Source organism: Variovorax sp. Root318D1 (genome assembly GCF_001424835.1).
Taxonomy (GTDB): Bacteria; Pseudomonadota; Gammaproteobacteria; order Burkholderiales; family Burkholderiaceae_C; genus Variovorax.
This window is the reverse complement of sequence record NZ_LMCQ01000023.1, coordinates 98,636-124,847: the sequence shown is the minus strand read 5'-3', so window position 1 is coordinate 124,847 and position 26,212 is coordinate 98,636. Positions and strand designations below refer to the sequence as shown.

Genomic DNA, 26,212 nt, shown 5'->3' with positions numbered 1-26,212 from the left:
AGGCACCGAACTTGCTACACTTTTTTACTAATTTGTACGAAAGGTGGCACATGAACGGCTCTCGAAGGAAAGTGATGAAGGCATGCGGGGCAGTGCTGTTGGGCGGCGGCCTTCCTCTTTCGGCGCTTTCTCAATCCACCAAGGCGGCAGCGGGCGCACGGGTGGTGCTGCTGGGTCAGTCGGTGCCCCTGACCGGCGCGGCCAGCGAGATCGGACTGGCTTTTGCGGCCGGCAGCCGGTTGGCGGTGGGTGAATTCAACGAGCGCAATGCCGCCAGCGGCCTCCAGCTCAAGCTGATGCAGCTGGACGACGGCTACGACGCGGCCCGCGCCGCAGCCAATGCCCGCACCCTGCTTGGCGCCGACAAGGCCGACATGCTGTTCGGCTTCGTGGGCACCGCCAGCAGCGCTGCCGGCGCAAGCGTGGCGACGCAGCAAGGCAGCCTGCTGTTTGCGCCCTTTGCCGCATCGGACACGCTGCGCGAGGCGAGCCACCCGAACGTGTTCCACGTCCGCCCGGGCATGATCGACGAAGCCCTGAAGATCGTGCGCCAGTGCGCCACCGTGGGGCAGACGCGCGTTGCGCTGGTGGGCGACGAAGACGCCATGGGCCGCGCCGGCTTGGCCGCCGTACAGCAGGCCATCACCGAACTGAAGCTGCCCGAGCTGGTGGCCACCGCCATGGTGCCCGTGGGCGGCGGCGACAAGCTCGACGCGGCGCTCAAGACGGTGTTGCAACAGACGCCCCAGGCCATCGTGCTGGTGTCGCTCTCAGGCACCACGGCCAACGCCATCCGCAAGCTGCGCAAGAGCGGCTATGCCGGCAGCTTCATGGCCTTTTCGATCGTGGGCATCGATCCGCTCTATGCCGAGCTGGGCAAGGACATCGGCGGCATCGTGATCTCGCAGGTGGTGCCGTCGCCGCGGCCCTCGGCCATTCCCATCGTCAAGGAGTACCGCGCCGCGGTCGACAATTCCGACCAAACGCCGTCGTATGAAGGCCTCGAAGGCTTCATTGCGGCCAAGGTGGTGGGCGAGGCCGTGCGCCGTGCGGGGCGCGCCTTCACCACCGCGAGCCTGCAGCGCGTGATGACCGCGATGACGGACTACGACGTGGGAGGCTTCCGCGTCAACTTGCGCCCGGGACTGCGCGACGCGTCGCGGAACATCGACCTGATCAGCATCTCGGCCGACGGGCGCGTGCTGCGCTGAACTATCCGCTCCTGACCAGCGCCTGCAGCGCCTCGACCGACAACAGGTCGATGCGCCCATAGCCGATCGAAATCACCTGGTCGCGCGCAAGTGCGTTGAGTTCTTTGGAGAGCGTCTGCCGGGTGATGCCGAGCATCATGGCCAGCGCCTCCTGCGGCAGCATCAGCGTGCGGCGCAGGTGCACCGACTGCGTGGCGTCGCCGCGCGCCAGCACCAGCAACCGGTGCGCAACGCGCGCACGCAGGCTGCGCAGCGTGGCATCTTCGGTCAGGCCGTAGAGCATGCGCACGCGTGCCGCCAGCATCGCGGCAATCGCGTTCGCGAAGACCACGTCGCGCATCTGGTGGGCAAAGGCCTCCGGCGGCACTACGAGCAGGTCGAGCGACTCCAACGCAGTGGCGTCGTGCGTGCGCGGCGAGCCGTCGATGAGCGTGATTTCGCCAAACCAGTTGCCGGGCTCGAGCACCGCGAGGATGGCCTCGCGCCCATCTTGCCGCAGCGACGAGATCTTGATGGCGCCCGCCGCCAGCCCATAGAAGCCGCCGCCGGCCGCATGGACCGGATCGCCCTGGCGAAACACCATGGCTCCTCGCCGCACGTGTAGCAGTTCGGCCGCGCCCACCAGCGCCTCGCGCTGTGCACGCGGCATGCTGGTGAACCACGGATTGCGCTCCATCGCGGCGCGGTGCGGAGCTGAAAGACGCAGCTTGGGAGCGGCCATACGGGAGAAATTGCCTCGAAGACGCCTTGGGGCGGGGTTTACCAGAGCCCCGCATTGTCAAATTCACGACAGTTGAACGTCAAGCACAGGTCTACAGTGGCCGGCATTCCCCGAGAACATGGAGACGACACGATGAGCGAACGGGCAAGTTTCAAGAGCATGCAGGAGAGCACGCGCGAAGACTGGCAACTGATCGGCGGCGAGTTCAGGCAGTTTGCGGGCGGCCTGCCCGCGCGCGTGATCAAGCACCTGCAGATCCTCGAAGGGGACTACGGCGGCTTTCCGGTCGACCGATACACCCATTCGCTGCAGACCGCGACGCGCGCACTGCGCGATGGCCGCGACGATGAGTACGTGGTGTGCGCGCTCTTGCACGACATCGGCGACACGCTCGGCAGCTTCAACCATCCCGACATTGCCGCGGCGATTCTCAAGCCCTTCGTGAGCGAAGCCAACCACTGGATGGTTCAGCACCACGGCATCTTCCAGGGCCACTATTTCTTTCATCACATCGGCCTGGACCGCGACATGCGCGACAACTTCAAGAGCCATCCGCACTACGAGCGCACGGCCGAGTTCTGCGCGCTGTACGACAACCCCGCCTTCGATCCGAAAGCCGAGACGCTGCCCATCAGCGAATTCACTCCGATGCTGCAACGCCTGATGGCGGAGCCGAAGCAGAGCATCTACAAGGCCGCCATGAAAGAGCCGGCGGCCGCCTGAAACCCCACTAGGAACCTCCACCATGAACGCCGCCTCCCAACCCGAAATCCAGAAACTCGTGTCCGCCGAAGAATGGCAGCTGCGCGTCGACCTTGCCGCCTGCTATCGCCTGGTGGCGCTCTACGGCTGGAGCGACCTGGTGTTCACGCACATCAGCGCGCGCATCCCCGGGCCCGAGCACCACTTCCTCATCAACCCCTATGGGCTCATGTTCGACGAGATCACCGCGTCGAGCCTGGTCAAGGTCGACCAGCAGTGCAACAAGATCATCGAGTCGCCCTACCCCGTGAACCCGGCCGGCTTCGTGATCCACAGCGCAGTGCACGCCGCGCGCGAAGACATCCAGTGCGTGCTGCACACCCACACCAAGGCCGGCATTGCCGTGAGCGCGCAGAAGAACGGCGTGCTGCCGATCAGCCAGCAATCGACCTTCGTGCTGGCCTCGCTCGCCTATCACGACTATGAAGGCGTGGCCTTCCGCGACGACGAGAAGCCGCGCCTGCAGGCCGACATGGGCAGCGCCAACTACCTCATGCTGCGCAACCATGGCCTGCTCACATGCGGCAAGACCATTTCGGACGCCTTCCTTTCAATGTATGTCTTCGAGACCACCTGCCAGATCCAGATTGCGGCACAGTCGGGCGGCACCGAACTCACGCACGTGAACCCGAAGATCGTCGAAGGCGTGGGCCAGGCCATGAAGGTGCAGACTGGCGGCCTGGGCGGGCAGTTCGTCTGGCCGTCGCTCATTCGCAAGCTCGACCGCATCGACGACAGCTACAAGCAATAAGCGCCGATCCCGGTTTACACGGCTGCCAGCGCCTGCGCGACAGGTGCCGGCAGCCATTTTTTTAAAAGAACCAGAAAGAGGAGACAACAAGGCATGGACGCTACGCTCATCGTGACCCGCTTCCTGTTCGGCGCGCTCGCGCTCGTGATGTTCGGGCTCGGGCTTTCACTTTCGCTGGACGACTTCCGGCGGCTCTTCAAGCACCCCAAGGCGGTGAGCATCGCGCTCGCGCTGCAGGTCGTCGGGCTGCCGCTGGCCTGCTACGCGATCATCGTCGGCTTCGGTCTGTCGCCGGTGTTCGCCATCGGGCTGATGCTGCTCGCGGCTTCGCCGGGCGGCATTTCGGCCAACCTGTTTTCGCACCTGTTCGGCGGCAACGTGGCCATGAATATCTCGCTCACGGCCGTCAACACGCTGCTGTCGATCGTCACCCTGCCGCTCATCGCCAACTGGGCCATCGGCCACTTCGCGCAAAGCGGCCAGGTGGTGCCGCTGCAAACGCGCAAGCTGGTGGAGGTGATCGCCATCGTGCTGGTGCCGGTGGCCATCGGCATGGTCGTGGCCTCGCGCCGGCCCGGCTTCGCCGCGCGCATGGAAAAGCCGACCAAGATCTTCAGCGCCGTGGTGCTCGCGGTGGTCACGGTGCTGGCCATCGCGAACGAGTGGAAGAACATCACCGCGACCTTTGCCGAGATCGGGCTGCCGGTGCTGCTGTTCAACCTCGTGAGCCTGCTCGCGGGCTACTACCTGAGCCGCGCCGCGGGCCTCGACAAGCCGTTGGCCACGGCCATCAGCTACGAGATCGGCATTCACAACTCCACGCTGGCCATCTTCATCGCGGTGAGCGTGCTGGGGAGCTTTCAGCTCGCGCTGCCGGCGGCCATCTACTCGGTGGTGATGTACATCACCGCACCGTTGTTCGGCTGGCTGGTATTGCGCCGGCGGCAACCGGTGGTCGTGTCGCGTCTGAACCAGATGTAACAGCGCCAAAGCCCGATCGGACCGACCGGTCCCGCTTTGGCGCGAGAATGGCGGGCCATGCACGTCCGTATTCCCGCCATGGCGGCCCTGCTGGGCCTGGCCAGTCTTCTCTTCTCCCCCGCCTCCCTTGCCGCCCCGGCCACCGCCGAGGATGCCGTGGTTGTTGGCGCCCGCATCGAGTCGCTCATTGCCCGCATGACGGTCGAGGAGAAGGTGGGCCAGCTCAGCCTCTACGGGCCCGCCGACACCAACATCCCCGGCAATCCCCAGGCCGCCCAGCGCAACGGGCAGCAAGAGATCGACGACGTGCGCGCAGGCCGCGTCACGGGCCTTTTCAACAACGAAGGACTCGAGCGCAAACGTGTGCTGCAGGAGGTGGCCGTGCGCGAATCGCGGCTGGGCATTCCGCTGCTCTACGGCGCCGACGTGATCCACGGCTTTCGCACCATCTTCCCGATGCCACTGGCCGAGGCCGCGAGCTGGGAGCCCGCGCTGGCCGAACGCACCGCGCGCGCGGCGGCTGTGGAGGCCAGTGCGGATGGCTTCCGATGGACCTTTGCGCCCATGGTGGACATTGCGCGCGATGCGCGATGGGGCCGCGGCATCGAGGGCGCGGGCGAAGACGTGTACTTGGCCAGCCAGTTCGCCGCCGCGCGCGTGCGCGGCTTCCAGGGCAGCGACCTTTCGCGCGCCGATGCGCTGCTGGCCACGCCCAAGCACTTCGCGGCCTACGGCGCCGCCGAGGGCGGGCTCGACTACGCGGCCACCGACATTTCCGAACGCACGCTGCGACAGGTGTACCTGCCGCCGTTCCGCGCCGCGCTGGACGCTGGCGCGCTGTCGATCATGAGCGCCTTCAACGAGATTTCCGGCATCCCGTCGATTGCCAATCCGGCGCTGTTGACGGGCGTGCTGCGAGACGAGTGGAAGTTCAAGGGCTTCGTGGTCTCAGACTACACGGCCGACGAAGAGCTGATCGCCCATGGCTATGCCGCCGACGGCCGACAGGCGGCCAAGCAGTCCTTCCTGGCTGGCACCGACGTCAGCATGCAGAGCGGTTTGTACATGCGCCACCTGCCTGAGCTGGTGGCCGCTGGCGAAGTGCCGATGGCGCGTCTGGACGAGGCCGTGCGCCGCGTGCTGTGGGTCAAGCAGAAGCTGGGGCTTTTCGACCAGCCGCTTCGCGGGCTCGATGCCGCGCCGGCAAAGGCCCGCGCCGAGAACCCCGAGCACCTCGCGCTCGCACGCGAGGACGCACGCCGCTCCATCGTGATGCTGAAGAACGAACGCGCGGTGCTGCCGCTGCCCAAGGCCGGCAAGAAGATCGCGCTCATCGGCCCCTTCGCCTCGGGCACGCAGGACCTGCTCGGCGCGTGGAGCCTGTTCCCGGGCCAGTCGGCCCCGGTGGGCATCGACGAAGGCTTGCGCGGCGCGCTGCGCGACGGCGGCGCACTGACCGTGGTGCGCGGCTCGAACATCGACACGCCATTGCCCGGAGGCGTCGAGGCTGCCGTAGCAGCCGCACGCGACGCCGACGTGGTGGTGCTCGCCATCGGCGAGAGCGAGCGCATGTCGGGCGAAGCGCGCTCGCGCACCGACATCGGCATTCCGCAAGCGCAGCAAGACCTCGCCGAAGCCGTGGCCGCCACCGGCAAGCCGGTGGTCGTGCTGTTGAGCAACGGCCGCGCCATGGCGCTCAGGGGCGCCGTGCGCAATGCCGACGCGATCCTCGTGACCTGGTTTCTCGGCGTGCAGACCGGCACTGCCATTGCCGACGTGGTGTTCGGCGACTTCAACCCCTCAGGACGGCTGCCGGTGAGCTTTCCGCAGGCGTCGGGCCAGGTGCCCTTCTACTACGGCCAGAAGCGCACGGGCCGGCCGCTGCCGGATAACGACCAGGCCATGGCGTTCAAGACGCGCTACGTGGACACCACGAACCAGGCGCTTTATCCATTCGGCCACGGCATCGGTTATGCACCGGTGCGCTACGACGGCGTGGAGATGAGCCAGGACCGCCTGCCGCTCGGCGGCACGCTGCGCGTGCGAGCCACAGTCACCAACACGGGCCAGCGCGAGGCCGAGGAAGTGGTGCAGCTCTATATTGCCGAACGCGCCGCGAGCGTGACGCGGCCGGTGCGCGAGCTCAAGAACTTCCGCAAGGTGCGCATCGAACCCGGCGCATCGAAAGTGGTCGAGTTCACGCTCGGTTCCGAAGACCTGCAGTTCATCGGCCGCGACATGAAGCCGACCGTGGAACCCGGTGAGTTCGACCTGTGGGTCGCGCCTTCGGCCACGGGCGGCCTGCGAAAGAGCTTTGCGCTGACGCGGGAGTGATGTCACATGACCACCACACCCGTACCCATAGACCAGCGCCTGGACCTCATCTCCGAGACGGAAATCGAGACCTACTGGTTTCAAGCGACCGGCACCGTCTCGGCAACACTGGGCGAATGGAACGGGCCTGTGTGCGCGCCGGTGTTTCAGTACAACGTACTGTCCAACGACAGCATCGAGATTGCCGACAGCGAGCGCGTGATCGCCATCTGGACGCGCATCGAAGTCGACGGCGATGTACTGCGCGCCGAGTGCAACGGACAGACCAAGGCTTTCCGCATCGGCTGACGGGACGACTGCTTCAATGAAAACGGGCCCGAGGGCCCGCTTCATCATCAGAGAACAATCGGCTTACAGGCCAGCTTGGCGCGTGAACGACACGGCGGGCTTCTTGTAGGCTTGCGGCACTTCGTCGCGGTAGAAGGCGCGGCGGTCGAGGCTGGCGAGCGGGTCGTGCGCCTTGGCAACGGCTTCGGCCTGGATCACCGAGCGGTCGGCGGTCGAGCTGAAGGCTTGTGCGCCGGCGCTGGCGCCATCGCTGTATTCGTTGCCGGCGCGGGCGGCTGCAACGGCTTGCGGTGCCACTTCGGCGCGTGAGATGCCGGAGTTCACGCTTTGCACGCCTTCATAGGTTTCAGCGTGTGCACCGGCAGCAGCTAGGAGCGAGAGAGCAGCGGCAGCGAGGATCTTCGAGGCATTCATTTCAATCTCCTAATGGGTTGGTTGGTGAGATGAAGTTTGAGCCCGAAGCCCCATGAAAAAACGCCGCAAAATGAATCACGGCGTTCACGGGATTGAAACAATCGAGCGCCACGCCCCCGTCGTGTCGCCCCATTGAATTAGCGCGGCATTAGTGCGAAATCATCCATGGCCGCTTGCTCGGAGCCGACTTCGCGCCGTTCGGCGCGGTCACAGTCGCACCGCGGCGGGAGGTCGTCGAACCCGAGCAGCAGCCGCAGCCCGCCGGATGCTTGAAGCGCGCGTAGTCCCGCGAGCTACCCGGCTCGTGCCGTGCGCGCTCGTTGGTCTCCATTGCCCGGCGCGTGCCCGACGCCATCAGCGCAAGCCGCGGCGCGGCGGAGAACACGCGCGGCGATGCGGCTCCGCAATCGGGGCATGCGGCCGGCTCGTCGCGCTGGACCGAAGGGCGCAGCGCATCGAACCCGCCGCATTGGCCGCACGCGTAGTCGTAGGTCGGCATGGGCGCGTCAAGCCAGGTCGTGCGACAGCGGCATGTCGATGCTGCCGTCGATCATCTTCACCGGTCCCGATGCATTCGGGTTGATGTCGAAGTCGAAGATCTGCGTGGGCAGCCAGAGCGTGGCGCAAGAGTTGGGCACGTCGACCACGCCGCTGATATGGCCCTGCACGGGCGCGGTGCCCAAGATCGAATAGGCCTGCGCGCCCGAGTAGCCGAACTTCTTCAGGTACTCGATGGCATTGAGGCAGGCCTGGCGGTAGGCCACGTTCACGTCGAGGTAGTACTGCTTGCCGGTCTCGTCGACCGAGATGCCTTCGAAGATAAGGTAGTCGTTGTACTGCGGCGTGATCACGCTCGGCTTGAAGATCGGATTCTTGATGCCGTACTTGGCCATGCCGCCCTTGATGAGCGTGACCTTCATGTGCACCCAGCCGGCCATTTCGATGGCGCCGCAGAACGTGATTTCGCCATCGCCCTGGCTGAAATGCAGGTCGCCCACCGAAAGGCCCGCACCATCGACGTACACCGGGAAGAACACCTTCGAGCCACGCGACAAATCCTTGATGTCGCAGTTGCCGCCGTGCTCGCGCGGCGGCACGGTGCGGGCGCCCTCGGCCGCCGCCTTGGCGCGCGCTTCGCCACTCATCTTGCCCATGTGGGCCGTGCCGGCCGAGGGGGGATTGGCGAGGCCAGGCACGCGGTCCGGGTCGGTGTCGATGAGCTTCTGCTCGCGCTCGTTCCACATGTCGAGCATCGGCTTGTCGGGCAGGCAGCCGATGAGGCCGGGATGGATCAGGCCCGCGAAGTTGACGCCCGGCACGTGGCGCGAGTTGGTGAACATGCCCTTGAAGTCCCAGATGGATTTTTGCGCCTCGGGAAAGTGGTCGGTCAAGAAGCCGCCGCCGTTCTTCTTCGAGAAAAATCCGTTGAAGCCCCAGAGGCTGTCCTGCTTGGCGCCGATGTCGAGCAGGTCGACCACCAGCAGATCGCCTGGCTCGGCGCCCTTCACGCCCACGGGGCCGGAGAGGTAATGCACCGTGCTCAGGTCGATGTCGCGCACATCGTCGGCGCTGTCGTTGTTCTTGATGAAGCCACCGGTCCAGTCGAAGGTCTCGAGGATGAAGTCGTCGCCCGGATTGACCCAGCAGGCCATCGGAATGTCCGGATGCCAGCGGTTGTGGATCATCTCGTTCTCGGTGGGCGACTTGGTCAGATCGACCTTGATCAGCGTGTCCGTCATTTGCAGTGGCTCCTGGGTTGTGGTTAAACAGAGAGGTAAGCTTTGATGTGATTCACATCGGTCTTGTCGCGCGCGGTCTCGTGCACCAGCCGGCCGCCCTCAATGACGAAGAGCCGGTCGGCCACGTCCATCGCAAAACTCAGCACCTGCTCGGACACGACGATGGTGATGCCGCGCAGCTTGCGGATCTCGTTGAGCGCCTTGGCGATGTCCTTGATGATCGAAGGCTGGATACCCTCGGTGGGCTCGTCGAGCAGCAGCACCTTGGGATCGGTGACGAGGGCGCGTGCGATGGCCAGTTGTTGTTGCTGGCCGCCGGAGAGGTTGCCGCCCTTGCGGCGCTTCATGTCCCACAGCACGGGAAAGAGCGCATAGATCTCTTCGGGTATGCGGCGCGTCTTGGAGTTCTCGAGGCCGGTCTGGATGTTTTCCTCGACGGTCAGCGTCGGAAAGATCATCCGGCCCTGCGGAACGTAGGCGATGCCCTTGGCCACACGTTTGAAGCTTTCGTCGCGCGACACGTCCTGTCCCGCCACTTCGATGCGCCCACTCTTCAGCGGCAGCACGCCCATGAGGCTCTTGAACAGCGTGGTCTTGCCCATGCCGTTGCGGCCCATGATGGCGATGGTTTCGTTGGCGTGCCCCTCGAACGAGATTCCATGAAGGGCCTCGCTCTGGCCGTAGGCTGTGTGCAGGTCATCGACCTTCAGCATGATGTTGCTCATTCAGTGGCTCCTTGAGTGCTTTTGTTCGGGGCGCGTGCAAAGGACACCGGGTACTCCCCTCCGCGAATGTCCCCCGCCTTCGGCTCCTCCTTTATTTCGCTGCGGGGAGCACCCGGCGCCCTGTGCACATGGAAGCGCTGCTGGTGTGCCGCTGATCAACCACTGCTCTGTCCGACGCTCCCGCTGGCGGGGTGCCTTGCGCAGCGAAATAAAGGAGGAGGCCGTAGGCCGGGGGACATTCGCGGAGAAAGGTACCCCGTCGGCGGGAGCGCGCCCCGAACGAACTCGACCAATAGAACAACAGTTCATCTAGTGCCCCAGATAAACATCGATGACCTTGGGATCCGCCTGAACCTTCTCCATCGGCCCTTCGGCCAGGATCTTTCCCTGGTGCATCACCGTCACCTTGTGCGCGATCTGCTTCACGAAGGCCATGTCGTGCTCGATGACGATCACCGCGCGGTTCTGGCAGATGCGCTTGAGCAGTTCGGCCGTGAGCTCGCGTTCGCGGGCGCTCATGCCGGCAATGGGCTCGTCGAGCATCAGGAGTTCGGGCTCCTGCATCAACAGCATGCCGATCTCGAGCCACTGCTTCTGGCCGTGGCTCAGCAGGCCCGCCTCGGTGCGCAGCTTGTCGGCCAGGCCGATGTCTTCGGCCACCGCCTGCACCTTGGCCTTGACCTCGTCGTCGCACTTGAAAGCCAGCGCGCCGAACACAGAACGGCCCTTCGGAAAGGACACCTCCAGGTTCTGAAAAACACTCAGGTTCTCGTAAATCGATGGGGTCTGGAACTTGCGGCCGATGCCCAGCCGCACGCGCTTGTGCTCGGCCATCTTCGTGAGCTCGGTGTTCTTGAACTTGATGCTGCCGCCGCTGGCGCGCGTCTTGCCGCAGATCAGGTCGAGCAGTGTGGTCTTGCCGGCGCCGTTGGGGCCGATGATCACGCGCAGCTCGTTCTTGTCGATGTAGAGCGTCAGGTCGTCGATGGCCTTGAAGCCGTCGAAGGAGACGGTCAGGTCTTCCACCGCAAGGGCGAAGTCGGTATTGCTCATGAGTGGCTAGCTCCGGGTTCAGGCGCGCTGGCTGCCGACGCCTTCGGGCAACGGCATGTTGGGCAAAGGCGTCGGGGCAAGGGAAACCGGTGCGGGCGGCGGCGTCATCATCATGGGTGCGGGAGGCTGCACCGCCGCCTCCCGCAGCGCCTTGCGACGATCCTTCCACCAGGGCCTGATCTTCTCGTCCCACAGCCCCGCAAGTCCCATCGGGAAAGCCATGGTCACGCCGATGAAGAGCCCCGCCATCAGGAACAGCCACATGTCCGGAAAACTCTCCGAGAAAAGCGTCTTGCCCGCATTCACCAGCAGCGCGCCATACACCGCGCCCACCAGGCTCATGCGGCCGCCCACGGCGCAGAAGATCACCATCTCGATGGACGGCACGATGCCGACGAAGCTGGGCGACATGAAGCCCACCTGCAGCGCGAACATCGCGCCGCCAATGCCCGAGAGCCCGGCCGCCAGGCAGAAGATGAAGACCTTGAAGTTCGACACGTCATAGCCCGAGAAGCGCACGCGGTCTTCCTTGTCGCGCATCGCGAGCAGCAGCGTGCCAAGCTTGCTGGTCTGGATCCAGCGGCACAGCACGATGCTGCAGACCAGCAGCCCGACGCAGACGTAGTAGAGAACGTACTTGGCGCCGTCGGTGCGCGTGTCCCAGCCCAGCATCGTCTTCAGGTCGGTCATGCCGTTGACACCGCCGGTATAGCCCTGCTGGCCGATGATGAGCACGGTGCAAATGAGCGCCACCGCCTGCGTGATGATCGCAAAGTACACGCCGCCCACGCGGCGCTTGAACATCGCAAAGCTCACGAGCCAGGCCAGCGCCATCGGTGCCAGCACCACCAGCATGAGGCTCAGCGGCAGGCTCTTGAACGGCAGCCAAAGCATGGGCAGCTCGGTGATCTGGTTCCAGTCCATGAAGTCCGGAATGCCCGGGGTGGATTGGATCTTGGTCGTGATGGGATCGGAGGCTTCGAGCTTGAGAAACATCGCCATCGCATAGCCGCCAATGCCGAAGAACACGCCCTGCCCCAGGCTCAGCACGCCGCCGTAGCCCCACACCATCACCAGGCCCACGGCCACGAATGCGTAGGTCAGGTACTTGCCCACGAGGTTCAGGCGAAAGATGTCGAGCGACAGCGGCAGCACGACCGCGAGCAGCAGCACCAGCAGCAGCAGGCTGCCCAGCTGGTAGCGCAGGATCGAGGCCTTGATGAAATTCATCATCGAAACGTTCTCCAGAAGGGAATCGGGTTCATCAACGGCGGACCTTGACTGCGAAAAGTCCCTGAGGGCGCATCATCAGAATCAGCACGATCAGCGAGAGTGTCAGCACCTTGGCCATCGAGCCGGTCATGAAGAATTCCGAAATCGACTGCGTTTGCGCAATGCCGAAGGCCGAGACCACCGTGCCCAGCAGGCTGGCCGCGCCGCCGAAGGTGACGACCAAAAACGCATCCACGATGTAGAGCGAGCCCGAGGTCGGCCCGGTCGAGCCGATGGTGGTGAAGGCTGCGCCCGCCATGCCGGCGATGCCGCAGCCGATCGCAAAGGTCAGCCGGTCGGTCTTCATGGTGTCGATGCCGGTCGCGTTGGCCATGGTGCGATTGGCCACGGTGGCGCGCACGCGCAGGCCCCAGCGGCTCTTGTGCAGCGCGACCAGCACGCTGCCGGTGACCAACGCGGTGAGCGCGAGCACGAACAAGCCGTTGATCGGGATGTCGAGGCCTTCGTGCGGCGTCCATGAACCCATGAGCCACTCGGGCAACGTGGGGCTCACCTCCTTCGGGCCGATGAAGGTGCGGAAGATCTGCTGCAGCCCCAGGCTCACGCCCCAGGTGGCCAGCAGCGTGTCGAGCGGCCGCTTGTAGAGATGCCGAATCAGCACCCACTCCACGATCCAGCCGACGATGAAGGCGAATACGAAGGCCAGGCCGATGGCGATCGGAAAGTAATACGGCATGAAAGCCGGCGCCAGGCTTTCGGTGACGCGCGCGGCCAGGTAGATCGAGTAGGCGCCGATGGTCATGAACTCGCCATGCGCCATGTTGATCACGCCCATCTGGCCGAAGATGATCGCGAGCCCCAGGCCCATGAGCAGCAGCACCGCGAAGAGGCTCAGCCCCGCGAAGCCCTGCATCAGGCCGATGTTCATCATGTCCGACAGAGTCATGGAGGATTCCTGTATTGGCTGTTGGCTCCTTCCCCCTCTGGGGGAAGGTTGGGATGGGGGCAGGCAGAGCGTGCCCACTGGCAACGCCGCTTGCCCCCACCCCTGCCCTCCCCCAGAGGGGGAGGGAGAAAGTCATCAGGGGTTTATTGATAGCCCTTGGGAAACGGGTCCGGCTTGATCAACTCAGCCGACTCCGCCACCACCTTGAACGTCCCGTCCAGCTGCCCCTGCCCGATGCGCGCCTTGCTCCACAGGTGGTGGTTCGCATCCAGCTTCACGTAGCCTTCGGGCGCGGTCTTCAGCTCGATGCCCGGCGAGCCGGCCACCACCTTGTCGACGTCGAAGCTGCCGGCCTTCTCCACTGCCGCCTTCCACAGCCACGGACCGAGATAGCCCGCCTGCGTCACGTCGCCGATCACCGCGTCCTTGCCGTACTTGGCCTTGAAGGCGGCCACGAACTTCTTGTTGTTCTCGTTGTCGAGCGACTGGAAGTACTTCATCGACGAATAGAAGCCAGCGAAGTTCTCGCCGCCTACGCCGGTCATTTCGTCTTCAGTGACGGCCAGCGTGAGCAGGAACTGCTTGTCGCCCGTGATGCCCGCGGCCTTGAGCTGCTTGTAGAAGGCCACGTTCGAGCCGCCCACCACCGCCGCGAAGATGCAGTCGGGCTTGGCGACCTTGATCTTGTTGATCAGCGAGTTGAAGTTGGTGTGGCCCAGCGGGTAGTACTCCTCGCCCTTGACCGAACCCTTCTGGAAATTTTCGATGTGCTTGCGCGCTATCTTCATCGAGGTGCGCGGCCAGATGTAGTCGGAGCCGACAAGGAAGAAGGTCTTGGCCTTCTTCTCCTTCGCGCCCCAGTCCAGGCCCCAGATGATCTGCTGCGTGGCCTCCTGGCCCGTGTAGATCACGTTCTTGCTCTGCTCCAGGCCTTCGTAGAAGGTCGGGTAGTACAAGAGGCCGTTCTCCTTCTCGAACACCGGCAGCACGGCCTTGCGCGAGGCGCTGGTCCAGCAGCCGAAGACGGCGGCGCAGTGGTCGTTGACCAGCAGCTTCTTCGACTTCTCGGCAAAGGTCGGCCAGTCGGAGGCGCCGTCTTCCTTGATGACCTTGATCTTGCGGCCGAGGATGCCGCCCATCGCGTTGATCTGGTCGATGGCGAGCTGCTCGGCCTGGATGGAGCCGGTTTCCGAAATGGCCATGGTGCCGGAGGACGAGTGCAGCTGGCCCACGGTCACTTCGGTGTCGGTCACCGCGAGCTTGGTGGTGTTGACCTTGGCCGTGGGGAACTGCGACTGGCCGAAGCTCAGGCCGGGGAGGCCCATCACGGGCAACGCGGCGGCGCCCTGCAGCAGTCGTCGGCGGCGCAATGCCAGGGCATCGAGGGAAGGATCGGAATCACGCGACATCAGGAACTCCAGGCAGGTTGAAGAAAAGAAAACATGGGTTGGCCGCGCACCATCGCTGTGCATCGGACGGTGCCCCGAGCACCATGGCTGGTACTTTAGAAATCACTCGCTGTGCCGCGAATACGTCATTCAACGTAGCGGCCGGAGGCGCCCGGGCACGCAGACTTGCAAGCCGCGCAAAGGGCGCACAAGGGCGCAAAGCACGCAGGGAGCGCTTCTTGCTCTGCTGCCTTCCATGCCGCCACCCTCGCCCTTGCCGCTAGACCCCACCATGCAACCCGTCACCGGCCAGAAGATCTTTCGCATCCGCCGCGACTACAACGCATGGGTCGCGAACGAAACGCTGGAGGACTACGCGCTGCGCTACACGCCGCGCAGCTTTCGCAAGTGGTCGGAGTTCCGCGTCGCCAACGCGGCCTTCGGCGCCACCTCGTTCCTGGCGCTGGAGGCCATTGGCGGGGCCATCGCGCTGAACTACGGCTTCTCGAATGCGCTGTGGGCCATCCTGGTGGTGGGGCTCATCACGTTCCTCACGGGTTTGCCGATTTCCTACTACGCGGCAAAGCACGGCGTGGACATGGACCTGCTCACGCGCGGCGCGGGCTTCGGCTACCTGGGCTCCACGCTCACCTCGCTCATCTATGCGAGCTTCACCTTCATCTTCTTCGCGCTGGAGGCGGCCATCCTCGCGCTGGCACTGCAGCTGTACCTCGACTGGCCATTGCCGCTCCTTTACCTGCTGTCGTCGATCGTGATCGTGCCGCTGGTGATGCGCGGCATCACGCTCATCTCGGGCCTGCAGTTGTGGACGCAGCCGATCTGGATCGTTCTTTTCATCTGCCCCTTCATGGCGGTGCTGGTGAAAAAGCCCGAGCTGTATGCCGACTTCACTGGCCTCGCGGGCCGCACCTCCGGCAGCAATAGCTTCGATCCACTGATGTTCGGCGCCGCTGCCACGGTGGCGTTCTCGCTGGTGGTGCAGATTGGCGAGCAGGTCGACTACCTGCGCTTCCTGCCCGAGAAAACAGCCGCCAACCGGGGCCGCTGGTGGGCCGCTGTGCTGGTGTCGGGGCCGGGGTGGATCGTGCCGGGCATGCTCAAGATGATGGGCGGCGCCTTCCTGGCGTTTCTGGCGCTCCAGCACGAGATCCCGGGCAAGCACGCCATCGAGCCCACGCTGATGTACCTCACGGGCTTTTCATACGTGCTGCGCGACCCGGCCTGGGTGCTGGCGATCACCACGCTCTTCGTGGTGGTCTCGCAGATGAAGATCAACCTCACCAACGCCTACGCGGGTTCGCTGGCGTGGTCGAACTTCTTCGCGCGGCTCACGCACAGCCACCCGGGGCGAGTGGTGTGGCTGGTGTTCAACGTGGTCATTGCCATCCTGCTGATGACGCTGGGCGTGTTCGCCGCACTCGAACACGTGCTGGGCTTCTATAGCAATATCGCCATTGCATGGGTCGGCGCTCTGGTGGCCGACCTGGTCATCAACAAGCCGCTGGGCTGGAGCCCACGCACCATCGAGTTCAAGCGCGCGCACCTCTATGACATCAACCCGGTCGGCCTGGGCGCCATGCTGGTGGCGGCCGCGTTGGCCATGCTGGCCTACTCCGGCGTGCTGGGGCAATGGGCGCGGGCGTTTTCGCCCTTCATCGCGCTCGTCACGGCACTGTTGGTTTCGCCGCTCCTGGCCTGGCGCACGCGCGGGCGCTACTACCTGGCGCGCACCGACATCCAACGCTGGACGCCCGGGCAAATGGTCAAGTGCTCCGTGTGCGACAACAGCTTCGAGTCGGAAGACATGGCTCACTGTCCGGCTTACAGCGCCCCAATCTGCTCGCTGTGCTGCACCTTGGAATCGCGCTGCCACGACCGCTGCAAGACTGACTCGCGCGCCGCCGAGCAGATGAGCGGGTGGCTCAAGGCGCTGCTGCCGCCCGCACTTTCTGCCCGACTCAACTTTCGCGTGGCGCACTACCTGATGGTGGCCACCTCGCTCGTGGCGCTTGTGGCCACGGTGATGGGCGTGGTGTATGCGCAAGAGACCATCGTGGGCTCGGACCTCGTGGACCCGGCCCTCCGCAGCGCCTTTCTCAAGGTGTTTGCGCTGCTCTCGCTGGTGGCGGCCGTGGCCGCGTGGTGGATCGTGCTGGGCAGCGAAAGCCGGCAGATGGCGCAGGAGGAATCGAACCGGCACAACCACCTGCTCACCGTCGAGATCGAGGCGCATCAGCGCACCGACGCCGCTCTGCAGACCGCCAAGGAAGCCGCCGAGGCCGCCAACCAAGCCAAGACCCGCTACGTGGCTGGCATGACGCACGAGCTGCGCACGCCGTTGAACAGCATCCTCGGCTATTCGCAGATCCTGCTCAAGGGCGAGGCCGCGGCGCCCCCGCGCGAGGCGGTGCAGACCATCCAGCGCAGCGGCGAGCACATGCTGGGCCTGATCGACGGGCTGCTCGACCTGGCGCGCATCGAGGCCGGCCGGCTGCAGCTGGAGCCCGCTCCGCTCGCGCTGCCCGCCTTTCTCGACGAGCTCGTGCACATGGTGCGGCCGCAGGCGGAGAGCAAGGGCCTGGCGTTCGTGTACACGCACAGCGGGCGGCTGCCGCCCTGGGTGCATGCCGATGCCAAGCGGCTGCGCCAGATTCTCATCAACCTGCTGGCCAATGCGGTGCGCTTCACAGACAGCGGCACGGTCACTCTGCATGTCGATGCGCGCCGCGAGGTGCTGCGTTTCGACGTGGTCGACACCGGCATTGGCGTGGCGCCGCAGGACCACCAACGCATCTTTCTTCCATTCGAGCGCGGGGCCGCCGGTCGCCGGCGCGGCGAGCCAGGCACGGGCCTGGGCCTCACCATCACCGGCCTTCTCACGTCGCTGATGGGCGGCGAGCTGCGGCTGGCCGACACCTCACCCGCGGGCAGTACCTTCGGCGTGCGGGTGTACCTGCGCGAAGTGGCCGAGCCGGGGCCCGAAGCACAAGCCGGCGCATTGCGGCGGCCGGTGTCGGGCTACATCGGCGCACGCCGCACGCTGCTGGTGGTCGACGACCAGCCGGTGCAGCGACAGATGCTGGCCGGAATGCTCGCGCCGCTGGGCTTCGAGGTGCGCGAGGCCGCGAGCGGCACCGAGTGCCTCGACAGCCTGCGCGAAAACCTGCCCTCCGCCATCTTGCTGGATCTCACCATGGACGACATGGACGGCTGGCAGACCGCGGCCCTGGTGCGCTCGTCGGGCTTCGACCGCATTCCGATCATCATCGTCTCAGCCAACATGTTCGAGAACCAGAGCGAGCTGCTGCGCGCGGCGGGCTGCCAGGCGTTCGTCGGCAAGCCGGTTATCGAGTCACAGCTGATCGCCACGCTGGAGCGCCACCTGGGGCTCGAATGGCTGGCGCTGAACGACCCCATGCCGCCCAGCGCCGAGGTCGCAGCCAAGCCGGAGCAGCTAGCGCTGTCCGAAGACGACCGCGCCGAACTCATGCGGCTGGTGCAGATGGGCCACGTGCGCGGCCTGCACCAGGTGCTCGACCGACTGGCCGCCGCTTCGCCGCCAGCGGCCGTCACCTGCACGTGGCTGCGCGGCATGGTCAACCGCTTCGATCTCGACAATCTCCGCAAGGCACTCGCAGAAGAAGATGCAGACACTCTCGCTCCCTGATGAAACCGAACGCCCCGTGGTGCTGGTGGTCGACGACGCCCCCAGCAGCCTGGGCATGCTGTGCGACACGCTCGAGGCCAGCGGCTACACCGTGCTGGTGGCCGCCGATGGCGAGGCCGCGCTGCAGCGCCTCGAACTGGTGGTGCCCGACGCCATCCTTCTGGACGGCATGATGCCAGGCCTCTCGGGGTTCGAGACCTGCCGGCGCATCAAGGCAGATGCGGCACTCGCGCACATTCCGGTGCTGTTCATGACCGGGCTCTCGGAAACCGCGCACGTGGTCGAGGGCTTTGCGTGCGGCGGCGTCGACTATGTGGTGAAGCCGATTCGCGCGCAGGAGGTGCTGGCGCGGCTGCACACCCACACGCGCAACGCACGCATCACGCGCATGGCGCGCGATGCCGTCGACGTGGCCGGCATGGGCGTGGTGTTCGTCGATGCGCAGGGGCGCATCGCATGGCGTTCACCGCAGGCCGCACTGTGGCTTCAGGCGCTTGAGGCCCCATCGGCGGCGGGGCTGCTGCCAGCCTCGCTCGAACCCGCGCTTGCACCCGGCGCGGCCATGGTCCTGATCACGGCGGCGGGCACGCGGCTGTCGGTGCGCAACCTGGGCGCCGCCGCGCTCGGGGAGACCATGCTGCTTTTCGCCACGCAGCGAGACGGCGCGGCGGGCTCCGGCTCCTCTTCTGCGGCGCGGCTCGCCGATGCGGCGCTCACGCCGCGCGAGACCGAAGTGCTTTCATGGCTTGCCAAGGGCAAGACCAATCGCGACATCGGAGAGATTCTCGGCACCAGTCCGCGCACGGTGAACAAGCACCTCGAACACATCTTCGAGAAGCTCGGCGTGGAAACGCGCGCCGCCGCAGCGGCACTGGCCAGCGGACAGCTGGCCTGATTGCGGGATAAAGGGCCGGCAGCACCACGCTGCCCGGCCCTTCGACTGTCTTCTTGCCTACCTCTTCGTCGCCGGCGTTGCAGGCACCGCAGGGATGGTCGTGTTGGTGTCCGACTTGGAAGCCGGCACCGCGGGCGTCGCCGGGGTTGCAGACATCGTGGACGATGAAGATTGCGCCGACGGCGTGGCCGGGGTCGCCGGCGTGGCCGGCGTTGCAGGCGATGTGGCCGTGGCTGGCGTTGCAGGCGTGGCCGGTGTGGCCGGCGTTGCTGCATTGGCCGAGGCGTTGGATCCGCTCGTCGCGCCCGCGCCGCTAGCATTCGCGCCTGCGGCTGCGCCTACCCCGGCACTTCCGCCGCCGCTGCCGCCGCCGCTACCGCCACCGCTACCGCCACCACCGCCGGAGCCTCCCCCGCCACCACCTCCCCCGCCGCCACCTGCAGCCAAGGCAAGGGGTGCAACGCAGGCGCCCATGAGGACCGCGACCAGGGTCGGTGCAATACGCTGTTTCAGCTTCATCGAATTCTCCTTGTTGATGTTTCGACAGGTGCAACCTAGTCGAGGGAGAAAACCGACCTTGTAGTCCAAAGTCATCACGGCAGGCCGGCCTAGTCGGTCGGGGTGATGTTGGTACGCAATGGATAGCGGGGCAGCCGTGGTGCTAGGGCCCGCAGGGACTACGGCCATCGGCCGCCCGTGCAGGGCGAGCCTTGCTATTTCTCGCCGCGAGGCAGATGAACGGTGAATGCCGTGCCTTCTGCCGCGGACGACGTCACCGTGATGGTGCCGCCGTGGCCCGTCACGATCTCCCGCGCAATGTAGAGGCCGAGCCCCAGGCTCGTGGCGGGCCGCTCGTGCGGCGCCGATTCGCGGGTCGCAACCTGCACCAGCGGGTTGAAGATCACCTGCATCGCGTCGGGAGGAATCGGCCTTCCCCGGTTCTTGACGACCAGGGTGGCATGTGCCCCGTCGTCCCTGATCAGCAGCACCACGGGATAGGCGGGGTCGCCGTGCTGCACGGCATTGCTCAGCAGATTCGTCAGGACCTGGCGCATGCGGGCCGCGTCGAACATCAGGACCACGTCGCCTGGCAAATCGGCAACCAGTGCCCGCTGGGGATACGCCGCGCACACTTCGTCGAAGGCCTCCTGGCACAGGGCGCCCAGGTTGCCTTCCTGCGGAACCACTTCGATGCCGCGGCCGAGCCGGGTGCGCGTGTACTCGAGAAGGTCGGTCACCATGTCGTTGATCGACGCAATGCTTCGTCTGGCGATCTGGAGTGTCCGCTCCTTGGGCTTGGCATCACCTGTCAGGCTGAGGAGTTGAATGCAGGAACTGAGCGCGCTCAGGGGGTTTCTCAGGTCGTGCCCCAGCACGGCAAGGAAGGTGTCCCTCGAATTGGCAACATGGTCGGAATACGTGGCCATGGCCTCTGCAAGGCCCTGGTCGATGCCCTCGTTGAACCGCACCACTTCTTCGAGCACCGCGGCGTCGACGACCCCCACCTTCCCCATCCACAAGCGAAGAACCGTGGCCCGCAGCGCGCGATATTCCGCACCCAGCTGAGACAGATCGAAGCCCACCCGCTGGCGCAAGCCTCCATGTTCGGCGGCAAAAGTCTCTTTTGGGAACGGTACCGCGAGCCCCTTGGATTTGGCTTCGCGCTCCTTTTCGGATTGCGTGGAATCCATTTCGCTTGCAATGGCCAGCAGGATCTCATGCGCATGGTCCCGAAGCTCGACGACGGACATGGTCTCCGCCGGCGGGATCATCGTTCGTGCAAAGGATTCCCACTCGACAAGAATGGGTTCGATGTTGTCTTTGATGAATTGGCTCAGGCGCATGCTGGACCGAGTATGCACTCGTGTAGGACAACAGGCGGTCCGGTGAACAGCGCTGGCATGCCGGAAGCGACGGAAGAAGGGGTACTCGGCGAAGCGTATCCTGAGGCTCCTCGTACCGGAAACACACACCATGACTGAACAGCCGCTTTCCGGGACGAACCCCGTCGCCCCGCCCTTCTTCCACGAGGCCTCCGGCACGGTGCGCTTCTGGGTGCAGATCGATGGCCACCCCATGGGTGCGAGCATTGGCCGGGAGGTCCTGCACTACCGCTACCACTCCGGCGCCCAGGGCGACGATCCGCTCGAAACCTACACGCAGAACGCCGACCAGATGGAAGCGGCCGTGCGCCGCCGGGTCGCGCAAGGCTCCATCGAGCCCGTGATGCTGCGCGAGTACGACTTACCCCGCAGTTGATTTCGCCTGGGCACCGCGCGTCCAGGTACCGCTTGCCAACACCACGCCCACCACTGCGCTGATGATGGCCAAGAGGTCGACACCCGTGATGGGTTCGGCCAGCCACCACCATCCGCCTCCCGCGGAAAAAACGGGCACCAGTCCGCCGAAAGCCGACGGCCGAGGCGCGCCAAGGCGCGAGACGGCGGCGCTGAAGATCCACAGCCCCAGCAATCCGGCAATCACTCCTTGCATCAACGCCTGCCAAAGCACGTCGCGCACGGGGGCGTCGACCAGGCCCGTTTCTCCCCGCCACAGCAACCATGGAACGAGCAGGATCGCCGACCATGCGTTGACGATCGCTGCGCCTTGCCATCCGCTGAGCCCGGACCGCCTGAACGACAGCGTGAACCCGGCCCACAGCGCGGCCGCGAGAAGAAAGAGCAGATCGCCCCGCCAAGCATCGATATCGATGCCTCGAAAGCTTCCTGCGCCCAAGACTGCCATGCCTGCCACGAGAAATGCCAACCCCCACGCGCGCGAGCGGGCCGGACGGTCGTTCCAGAGCATCCACGCGAACCCCGTGGCAAAGAGCGGTGATGCGCCCGCCATGAAAACGCCCATGTGCGCTGATGGAGCGAACTTTGTTCCGGTCATGGCGACGAGCCCGGACGGCAGTCCGGCGCCAAGGACCATTCCCAACAGCGAGCGCAACGGCACCCCGCGAGGCAACAGCCCCACGCGCAGCCACACAGGCGCAAGAACCATGGCCGGTATGGCATAGCGCAGGATGGCCAGGTCGGCCGGAGCGATCGTTGTGATCGTCGAGTGGCGCGTAGCCACCTGCCAGGCGCCCCCAATGAGCGCCGAGGCAACACCGGCAGCCAAGCCTACCCAAACTCGAAAATCGGCCAACTGCATGCTCCGTTGAGATGAAGCACGCAGTGTTCAATCAATGCAAATGGGGCGCTTCCAAATTCGTGCGCATCTGGCTCGGAGCCATTCCGAAGGCGCGCCCGAATGCCACCGTGAAGTGCGCGTGGCTTGCAAAGCCCAGGTCAAGGGCGAGCGCGCTGATGCTCCGCTCGCCTTCGCGCAGGCGATCGAGCGCGAGCGTCATCCGCAGCTGATTGCGAAAGCCGTGCAGGCTCATTCCCGTGTGCACGCGAAACCGGCGCGCCAGGTGAAACGCCGAACAATGCACCGCCCTGGCAATGTCGTCGAGCGTGTCACCGCGTTCCGGCGCAGCGGCAATGTAGTCGCGCGCGCGTTCGACCGCATGATGGAACTTCGATGGGCCGAGCCGGTCGGCCGGCCGCACGCTCTGGACCAATCCAAGAAGGCGCTCCTGCATCTCCAGTGGGTCAATCGCCAGTGCCGCATTCGCTTGCAAGCATCGACGCAGCTTCGCTTGGCCGCTCAACGGCAAATAAGACCGGCCCGCCGGCTCGACCTCTTCCGCGAGTGTGAGGACCACGCTCCGCTGCCCGCCCATCGGACGCTTCAGCTGGTACGGATCATCGGGCGACAACCACAATGCGGCCGCCGGATCACATACGAAGGCGTTGAGGCCAAGACGGCATTCGAAGCGCTGCGTCAGCGGCAGCAACAGGCGAGGCCCTTGTACGCGGTAAGGTGCACTCCACGTTGGCTCGGCGGCATCCAGCGTGGCCAGCTGGCAGCCAATGGATTCGCTTTCGAAAAGAACGCTGCGAAGATAGGTCATGGATCCCGACAAGGAGCGACTAGCAAACGGCCGCTTTCCCCATTCTGGCAGCCAAGCTGCCCGCCTTGGTACTTACCCCAAAAATGCTGAAGGCTGATTGACAGCCTCGCTGCCTACGATGGATGCAAACCACTCAGGAGACGCCATGAAATCCCAGCCCTTCTCGATGAATCGCCTGACCCGCCGCACCGCTTTGCTGGCCGCCGCAGCCGTGCTTGCCGGATGCGGCAGCTTCGGCAGCCCGCCGCGCGCCGGCGGCGACATCCACGTGATGACCTCTGGCGGTTTCACCGCAGCCTACAACGACCTGCGCCCAGGCTTCGAGCGCAGCAGCGGACGCACGGTCAAGACGGCCTATGGCGCTTCGATGGGCAATGCCGAGGATTCGATTCCGAGCCGGCTGTCGCGCAACGAGGCGGCCGACGTGGTGATCCTTGCGCGACCGGCGCTCGACGCGCTGGTGGCACAGGGCAAGGTGGTGCCGGGAAGCCAGGTCGACCTGGTGAAATCCTCCATCGGCTTTGCGGTGCGCAAAGGTGCGCCCAAGCCCGACATCGCAACGGTCGATGCGCTCAAGCGCACGCTTTTGGCCGCGCCTTCCATCGCCTACTCGGCCAGCGCCAGCGGCACTTATTACGAAACCGAACTGCTCAAGAAACTCGGCATCGAAGACCAGGTCAAGCCCAAGAGCAAACGCATCCTGAGCGAGCGCGTGGGCACGGTGGTGGCGCGCGGCGACGCGGCGCTGGGGCTGCAACAGGTGAGCGAACTGCTGCCGATCGAAGGCATCGACTACATCGGGCCCTTGCCTGCCGAGGTGCAGCGGGTGACGGTGTTCTCGGCCGGCGTTGCCACCGCCTCGAAGCAGCCCGATGCGGCACGCCAGCTGATCCGCTATCTCAACTCGCCCGAAGCTGCGCCGACCATCGCGAAGACCGGGCTCGAGCCGCTGACGGCACGTTGATGCGCTGATACGGCCGGTCAGTAAACTGGCGCCCATCTTTTCCCTGAAACGATGGACGCCATGACCCAGCCACAGCCCATTGCCCCCGCCCTCGTCTCCGCCTTCGCGACCAGCGGCACGCTGCGCGCATCGATCAATCTCGGCAACCCGATCCTCGCGAACAAGGATGCGGCCACCGGCGAGCCGGTGGGCCTGTCGATCGACCTCGCGCGCGAGTTCGCACGCCGGCTCGGCGTGGGCATCGAGCTCGTCGTGTTCGAGAAAGCGGCGGCATCGGTCGAGGCGGTCAAGAACGAGAAGGCCGACATCGGCTTCTTTGCCATCGACCCGGCGCGCAGCGAAGGGCTTCGCTTCACCGCGCCCTACGTGCTGATCGAAGGCAGCTACCTCGTGCGCGAGGCTTCGGAGCTCACGGACAACGCGCAGGTCGACCGCGCGGGCCAGCGGATCTCGGTCGGCGCGGGCAGCGCCTACGACCTGTTCCTCACGCGCGAAATCAGGCAGGCCGAGATCGTTCGCCTCCAGGGCGCAGCAGCGGCGCTGGCGGCGCTGCGTTCGGGCCAGGTCGAGGTGGCCGCCGGCATTCGCCAGCTGCTCGAAGGCGAAGCGCAGCGCGAGCCGGGCGTGCGCCTGCTACCCGGCCGCTTCATGGTGATCCAGCAAGCCATGGGCACGCCGGCCAGCCGCGGCGCCGAGGCACAGGCAATGCTCGCGGCCTTCGTCGAGGAGATGAAGGCCAGCGGCTTCGTGGCCGATGCACTCGAGCGCCACGGCATCGAAGGCGCCATCGTCGCGCCCGCGGCTCATTAGGCAACGCAAGATGCGGTGCAGCGCCGCTCTTGATCAGCTTGCGCCGTAGCGCGCCACCGTCAGCCCTTCCATGTCGATCGCAGGCTGCCTGCCGTCGATCAGGTCGGCCATCACGCGGCCCGTGCCGGCCGCCATGGTCCAGCCGAGCGTGCCGTGGCCGGTACAGAGCATCAGCTTGGGAATGCGCGTGGCGCCGATCACCGGCGTGCCGTCCGGCGTCATGGGACGCAGGCCGGTCCAGAAGGACGCCTCCCGCACGTCGCCGCCTTTTGGAAAAAGATCGGTCACGACATGCTCGAGCGTGTCGCGCCGCCCGGCATCGAGCCGCAGGTCGAAGCCTGAAAGCTGCGCGGTGCCACCCACGCGGATGCGGTCGCCCAGCCGGGTGACGGCGACCTTGAAGGTCTCGTCCATCACGGTGGATTCGGGCGCGCCGCTGGCATCGGAAATGGGCACCGTGATCGAGAAGCCCTTGACCGGATACACCGGCAGGTCGATGCCCAGCGGCTTGACCATGGCCGGCGAGTAGCTGCCCAGCGCCACCGCGTAGCGGTCCGCAGTGAAGCGGCCGGCATCGGTTCTTACGCCTGTCACGCCGCCGGCATCGTGCTCGATGGCCTCGATGCTCACGCCGAAGCGGAACTTCACGCCGGCGGCCTCGGCCAGCACGGCCAGTGCCTGCGTGAACTTGAAGCAGTCGCCAGTCTCGTCGCCCGGCAGGCGCAGGCCTCCAACAAACTTGCTCTTCACCACTGCAAGCGCAGGTTCGTACTGAACGCAGCCTTCGCGGTCGAGCACCTGGTAGGGCACGCCGGAGGCCTTGAGCACTTCCACGTCCTTGACGATGCCGTCGAGCTGCTTCTGAGTTCGAAACAGCTGCAAGGTGCCAAGCGCGCGTTCGTCATAACTGATGCCCGTGTCGGCGCGCAGGGCCTTGAGGCAATCGCGGCTGTATTCGGCGAGCCGTACCATGCGGCCCTTGTTGAGCTCGTAGCGCGCCTGCGTGCAGTTGCGCAGCATTGAAAGGCCCCAGCGCCACATGGCCGGATCCAGCATGGGCTTGATCACCAGCGGGCTGTGCCGCATGAGCATCCACTTGACGGCCTTGAGCGGCACGCCCGGCCCGGCCCATGGCGCGGAGTAGCCAGGCGACACTTCGCCGGCATTGCCGAAGCTGGTTTCGAGCGCCGGCGCGGGCTGGCGTTCGAGCACCGTCACGTCGTGGCCGGCACGCGCCAGGTAGTACGCCACCGAGGTGCCGATGACACCGCTGCCGAGAATCAGAACCTGCATGAGAACTCCCCTTGAATGCCACGCACGGCAATGGCCCGAGAGGGTACAGGTT

The 26,212-nt window shown here is 65.5% G+C and carries 25 protein-coding genes; 11 read left to right on the top strand and 14 right to left on the bottom strand.

The features are described 5' to 3' along the window. The first annotated feature begins 50 nt into the window (after positions 1–50). A complete protein-coding gene (locus tag ASC78_RS21525; RefSeq protein WP_055806019.1) occupies positions 51–1,211 on the top strand; it encodes an ABC transporter substrate-binding protein in 1,161 nt (386 codons plus the stop codon). 1 nt (position 1,212) lies between these two features. On the opposite strand, the gene ASC78_RS21520 is transcribed toward ASC78_RS21525, so the two are convergent. Beyond that, entirely contained in the window at positions 1,213–1,932 is a 720-nt protein-coding gene (locus ASC78_RS21520; protein WP_055806016.1) for a Crp/Fnr family transcriptional regulator, read from the bottom strand. Positions 1,933–2,064: 132 nt separating this feature from the next. Here ASC78_RS21520 and ASC78_RS21515 point away from each other — a divergent pair, with 132 nt between their 5' ends. The 5 genes from ASC78_RS21515 (at position 2,065) to ASC78_RS21495 (ending at position 7,048) form a co-directional block, all read left to right on the top strand. Next, positions 2,065–2,655, top strand: a complete 591-nt coding sequence (locus tag ASC78_RS21515) for an HD domain-containing protein (RefSeq protein ID WP_055806013.1) — start codon at positions 2,065–2,067, stop codon at positions 2,653–2,655. 22 nt (positions 2,656–2,677) lie between these two features. Continuing rightward, entirely contained in the window at positions 2,678–3,445 is a 768-nt protein-coding gene (locus ASC78_RS21510) for a class II aldolase/adducin family protein (protein WP_055806012.1), read from the top strand. Positions 3,446–3,538: 93 nt separating this feature from the next. Further along, a complete protein-coding gene (locus ASC78_RS21505; protein ID WP_055806009.1) occupies positions 3,539–4,426 on the top strand; it encodes a bile acid:sodium symporter family protein in 888 nt (295 codons plus the stop codon). 57 nt (positions 4,427–4,483) lie between these two features. Further along, positions 4,484–6,760 carry a glycoside hydrolase family 3 N-terminal domain-containing protein gene (locus ASC78_RS21500; protein WP_055806005.1) on the top strand — a complete coding sequence of 759 codons (2,277 nt, stop codon included), beginning with the start codon at positions 4,484–4,486 and terminating at the stop codon, positions 6,758–6,760. A 6-nt stretch (positions 6,761–6,766) separates the two neighbouring features. Continuing rightward, on the top strand, positions 6,767–7,048 hold the full coding sequence (locus ASC78_RS21495) for a hypothetical protein (protein WP_055806002.1): 282 nt from the start codon (positions 6,767–6,769) through the stop codon (positions 7,046–7,048). Positions 7,049–7,111: 63 nt separating this feature from the next. Here the strand turns inward: ASC78_RS21495 and ASC78_RS21490 are convergent, their stop codons facing one another. The 8 genes from ASC78_RS21490 to urtA form a co-directional block, all read right to left on the bottom strand. Then, positions 7,112–7,462 carry a hypothetical protein gene (locus ASC78_RS21490; RefSeq protein WP_055805999.1) on the bottom strand — a complete coding sequence of 117 codons (351 nt, stop codon included), beginning with the start codon at positions 7,460–7,462 and terminating at the stop codon, positions 7,112–7,114. 148 nt (positions 7,463–7,610) lie between these two features. Continuing rightward, positions 7,611–7,961: an FmdB family zinc ribbon protein gene (locus ASC78_RS21485; RefSeq protein ID WP_055805996.1), complete on the bottom strand. Its 351-nt coding sequence runs from the start codon at positions 7,959–7,961 to the stop codon at positions 7,611–7,613. A 7-nt stretch (positions 7,962–7,968) separates the two neighbouring features. Next, positions 7,969–9,201 (bottom strand): formamidase, encoded by a 1,233-nt coding sequence (gene fmdA / locus ASC78_RS21480; protein WP_055805994.1) that lies wholly within the window; start codon positions 9,199–9,201, stop codon positions 7,969–7,971. A gap of 23 nt (positions 9,202–9,224) precedes the next feature. After that, a complete protein-coding gene (urtE, locus tag ASC78_RS21475; protein WP_055806740.1) occupies positions 9,225–9,914 on the bottom strand; it encodes an urea ABC transporter ATP-binding subunit UrtE in 690 nt (229 codons plus the stop codon). Between the two features lie 321 nt (positions 9,915–10,235). Then, the gene (gene urtD, locus ASC78_RS21470) at positions 10,236–10,979 is read right to left on the bottom strand and encodes an urea ABC transporter ATP-binding protein UrtD (protein ID WP_055805991.1); all 744 of its coding nucleotides are present in this window, start codon (positions 10,977–10,979) and stop codon (positions 10,236–10,238) included. 18 nt (positions 10,980–10,997) lie between these two features. Then, entirely contained in the window at positions 10,998–12,209 is a 1,212-nt protein-coding gene (gene urtC / locus ASC78_RS21465) for an urea ABC transporter permease subunit UrtC (protein ID WP_055806737.1), read from the bottom strand. A 34-nt stretch (positions 12,210–12,243) separates the two neighbouring features. Then, positions 12,244–13,158 (bottom strand): urea ABC transporter permease subunit UrtB, encoded by a 915-nt coding sequence (gene urtB, locus ASC78_RS21460; RefSeq protein ID WP_055805987.1) that lies wholly within the window; start codon positions 13,156–13,158, stop codon positions 12,244–12,246. A gap of 143 nt (positions 13,159–13,301) precedes the next feature. Beyond that, complete coding sequence (gene urtA / locus ASC78_RS21455; protein ID WP_055805984.1) at positions 13,302–14,567, bottom strand: urea ABC transporter substrate-binding protein; 1,266 nt, start codon at positions 14,565–14,567, stop codon at positions 13,302–13,304. A 271-nt stretch (positions 14,568–14,838) separates the two neighbouring features. On the opposite strand from urtA, the gene ASC78_RS21450 reads away from it, so the two are divergent. Both ASC78_RS21450 and ASC78_RS21445 read left to right on the top strand, forming a co-directional pair. Further along, positions 14,839–18,234 carry a hybrid sensor histidine kinase/response regulator gene (locus tag ASC78_RS21450; RefSeq protein WP_235505169.1) on the top strand — a complete coding sequence of 1,132 codons (3,396 nt, stop codon included), beginning with the start codon at positions 14,839–14,841 and terminating at the stop codon, positions 18,232–18,234. Next, positions 18,212–19,129, top strand: coding sequence for a response regulator (locus tag ASC78_RS21445; RefSeq protein WP_055805980.1), 918 nt, complete (start codon positions 18,212–18,214; stop codon positions 19,127–19,129). Before ASC78_RS21450 ends, ASC78_RS21445 begins: the two co-directional genes overlap by 23 nt. 57 nt (positions 19,130–19,186) lie before the next feature. Here the strand turns inward: ASC78_RS21445 and ASC78_RS27760 are convergent, their stop codons facing one another. After that, a complete protein-coding gene (locus ASC78_RS27760; RefSeq protein WP_200934356.1) occupies positions 19,187–19,648 on the bottom strand; it encodes a hypothetical protein in 462 nt (153 codons plus the stop codon). 194 nt (positions 19,649–19,842) lie between these two features. Then, a complete protein-coding gene (locus ASC78_RS21440) occupies positions 19,843–21,219 on the bottom strand; it encodes a sensor histidine kinase (protein WP_235505168.1) in 1,377 nt (458 codons plus the stop codon). Between ASC78_RS21440 and ASC78_RS28120 the strand changes: the two genes are divergently transcribed. Beyond that, positions 21,206–21,388: a hypothetical protein gene (locus tag ASC78_RS28120; RefSeq protein WP_235505167.1), complete on the top strand. Its 183-nt coding sequence runs from the start codon at positions 21,206–21,208 to the stop codon at positions 21,386–21,388. The genes ASC78_RS21440 and ASC78_RS28120 overlap by 14 nt on opposite strands. On the opposite strand, the gene ASC78_RS21430 is transcribed toward ASC78_RS28120, so the two are convergent. Both ASC78_RS21430 and ASC78_RS21425 read right to left on the bottom strand, forming a co-directional pair. Next, positions 21,374–22,288: a DMT family transporter gene (locus tag ASC78_RS21430; protein WP_055805970.1), complete on the bottom strand. Its 915-nt coding sequence runs from the start codon at positions 22,286–22,288 to the stop codon at positions 21,374–21,376. The genes ASC78_RS28120 and ASC78_RS21430 overlap by 15 nt on opposite strands. Before the next feature lie 31 nt (positions 22,289–22,319). Beyond that, the gene (locus tag ASC78_RS21425) at positions 22,320–23,093 is read right to left on the bottom strand and encodes a helix-turn-helix transcriptional regulator (protein ID WP_055805968.1); all 774 of its coding nucleotides are present in this window, start codon (positions 23,091–23,093) and stop codon (positions 22,320–22,322) included. Between the two features lie 145 nt (positions 23,094–23,238). Between ASC78_RS21425 and ASC78_RS21420 the strand changes: the two genes are divergently transcribed. Together ASC78_RS21420 and ASC78_RS21415 are read left to right on the top strand one after the other, a co-directional pair. Beyond that, entirely contained in the window at positions 23,239–24,057 is an 819-nt protein-coding gene (locus ASC78_RS21420) for a substrate-binding domain-containing protein (protein ID WP_055806734.1), read from the top strand. 60 nt (positions 24,058–24,117) lie between these two features. After that, the gene (locus tag ASC78_RS21415) at positions 24,118–24,867 is read left to right on the top strand and encodes a transporter substrate-binding domain-containing protein (protein ID WP_055806731.1); all 750 of its coding nucleotides are present in this window, start codon (positions 24,118–24,120) and stop codon (positions 24,865–24,867) included. Positions 24,868–24,900: 33 nt separating this feature from the next. Here ASC78_RS21415 and ASC78_RS21410 read toward each other — a convergent pair whose 3' ends face one another. Further along, positions 24,901–26,160 (bottom strand): D-amino acid dehydrogenase, encoded by a 1,260-nt coding sequence (locus ASC78_RS21410; protein WP_055805965.1) that lies wholly within the window; start codon positions 26,158–26,160, stop codon positions 24,901–24,903. Positions 26,161–26,212 lie beyond the last annotated feature (52 nt).

Bases quoted from the DNA above. Each gene is read 5' to 3' on its own strand.
- urtA (WP_055805984.1), bottom strand. From the start codon at position 14,567: ATGTCGCGTGATTCCGATCCTTCCCTCGATGCCCTGGCATTGCGCCGC.
- ASC78_RS21410 (WP_055805965.1), bottom strand. From the start codon at position 26,160: ATGCAGGTTCTGATTCTCGGCAGCGGTGTCATCGGCACCTCGGTGGCG.
- ASC78_RS21415 (WP_055806731.1), top strand. From the start codon at position 24,118: ATGACCCAGCCACAGCCCATTGCCCCCGCCCTCGTCTCCGCCTTCGCG.
- urtD (WP_055805991.1), bottom strand. From the start codon at position 10,979: ATGAGCAATACCGACTTCGCCCTTGCGGTGGAAGACCTGACCGTCTCC.
- ASC78_RS21425 (WP_055805968.1), bottom strand. From the start codon at position 23,093: ATGACCTATCTTCGCAGCGTTCTTTTCGAAAGCGAATCCATTGGCTGC.
- ASC78_RS21490 (WP_055805999.1), bottom strand. From the start codon at position 7,462: ATGAATGCCTCGAAGATCCTCGCTGCCGCTGCTCTCTCGCTCCTAGCT.
- urtB (WP_055805987.1), bottom strand. From the start codon at position 13,158: ATGACTCTGTCGGACATGATGAACATCGGCCTGATGCAGGGCTTCGCG.
- ASC78_RS21445 (WP_055805980.1), top strand. From the start codon at position 18,212: ATGCAGACACTCTCGCTCCCTGATGAAACCGAACGCCCCGTGGTGCTG.
- ASC78_RS21505 (WP_055806009.1), top strand. From the start codon at position 3,539: ATGGACGCTACGCTCATCGTGACCCGCTTCCTGTTCGGCGCGCTCGCG.
- ASC78_RS21430 (WP_055805970.1), bottom strand. From the start codon at position 22,288: ATGCAGTTGGCCGATTTTCGAGTTTGGGTAGGCTTGGCTGCCGGTGTT.
- ASC78_RS21440 (WP_235505168.1), bottom strand. From the start codon at position 21,219: ATGCTCGCACCCATGGGGTGGCCATCGATCTGCACCCAGAAGCGCACC.
- ASC78_RS28120 (WP_235505167.1), top strand. From the start codon at position 21,206: ATGGGTGCGAGCATTGGCCGGGAGGTCCTGCACTACCGCTACCACTCC.
- urtE (WP_055806740.1), bottom strand. From the start codon at position 9,914: ATGCTGAAGGTCGATGACCTGCACACAGCCTACGGCCAGAGCGAGGCC.
- ASC78_RS21525 (WP_055806019.1), top strand. From the start codon at position 51: ATGAACGGCTCTCGAAGGAAAGTGATGAAGGCATGCGGGGCAGTGCTG.
- ASC78_RS21515 (WP_055806013.1), top strand. From the start codon at position 2,065: ATGAGCGAACGGGCAAGTTTCAAGAGCATGCAGGAGAGCACGCGCGAA.
- ASC78_RS21485 (WP_055805996.1), bottom strand. From the start codon at position 7,961: ATGCCGACCTACGACTACGCGTGCGGCCAATGCGGCGGGTTCGATGCG.
- urtC (WP_055806737.1), bottom strand. From the start codon at position 12,209: ATGAATTTCATCAAGGCCTCGATCCTGCGCTACCAGCTGGGCAGCCTG.
- fmdA (WP_055805994.1), bottom strand. From the start codon at position 9,201: ATGACGGACACGCTGATCAAGGTCGATCTGACCAAGTCGCCCACCGAG.
- ASC78_RS21495 (WP_055806002.1), top strand. From the start codon at position 6,767: ATGACCACCACACCCGTACCCATAGACCAGCGCCTGGACCTCATCTCC.
- ASC78_RS21510 (WP_055806012.1), top strand. From the start codon at position 2,678: ATGAACGCCGCCTCCCAACCCGAAATCCAGAAACTCGTGTCCGCCGAA.
- ASC78_RS21450 (WP_235505169.1), top strand. From the start codon at position 14,839: ATGCAACCCGTCACCGGCCAGAAGATCTTTCGCATCCGCCGCGACTAC.
- ASC78_RS27760 (WP_200934356.1), bottom strand. From the start codon at position 19,648: ATGAAGCTGAAACAGCGTATTGCACCGACCCTGGTCGCGGTCCTCATG.
- ASC78_RS21520 (WP_055806016.1), bottom strand. From the start codon at position 1,932: ATGGCCGCTCCCAAGCTGCGTCTTTCAGCTCCGCACCGCGCCGCGATG.
- ASC78_RS21500 (WP_055806005.1), top strand. From the start codon at position 4,484: ATGCACGTCCGTATTCCCGCCATGGCGGCCCTGCTGGGCCTGGCCAGT.
- ASC78_RS21420 (WP_055806734.1), top strand. From the start codon at position 23,239: ATGAAATCCCAGCCCTTCTCGATGAATCGCCTGACCCGCCGCACCGCT.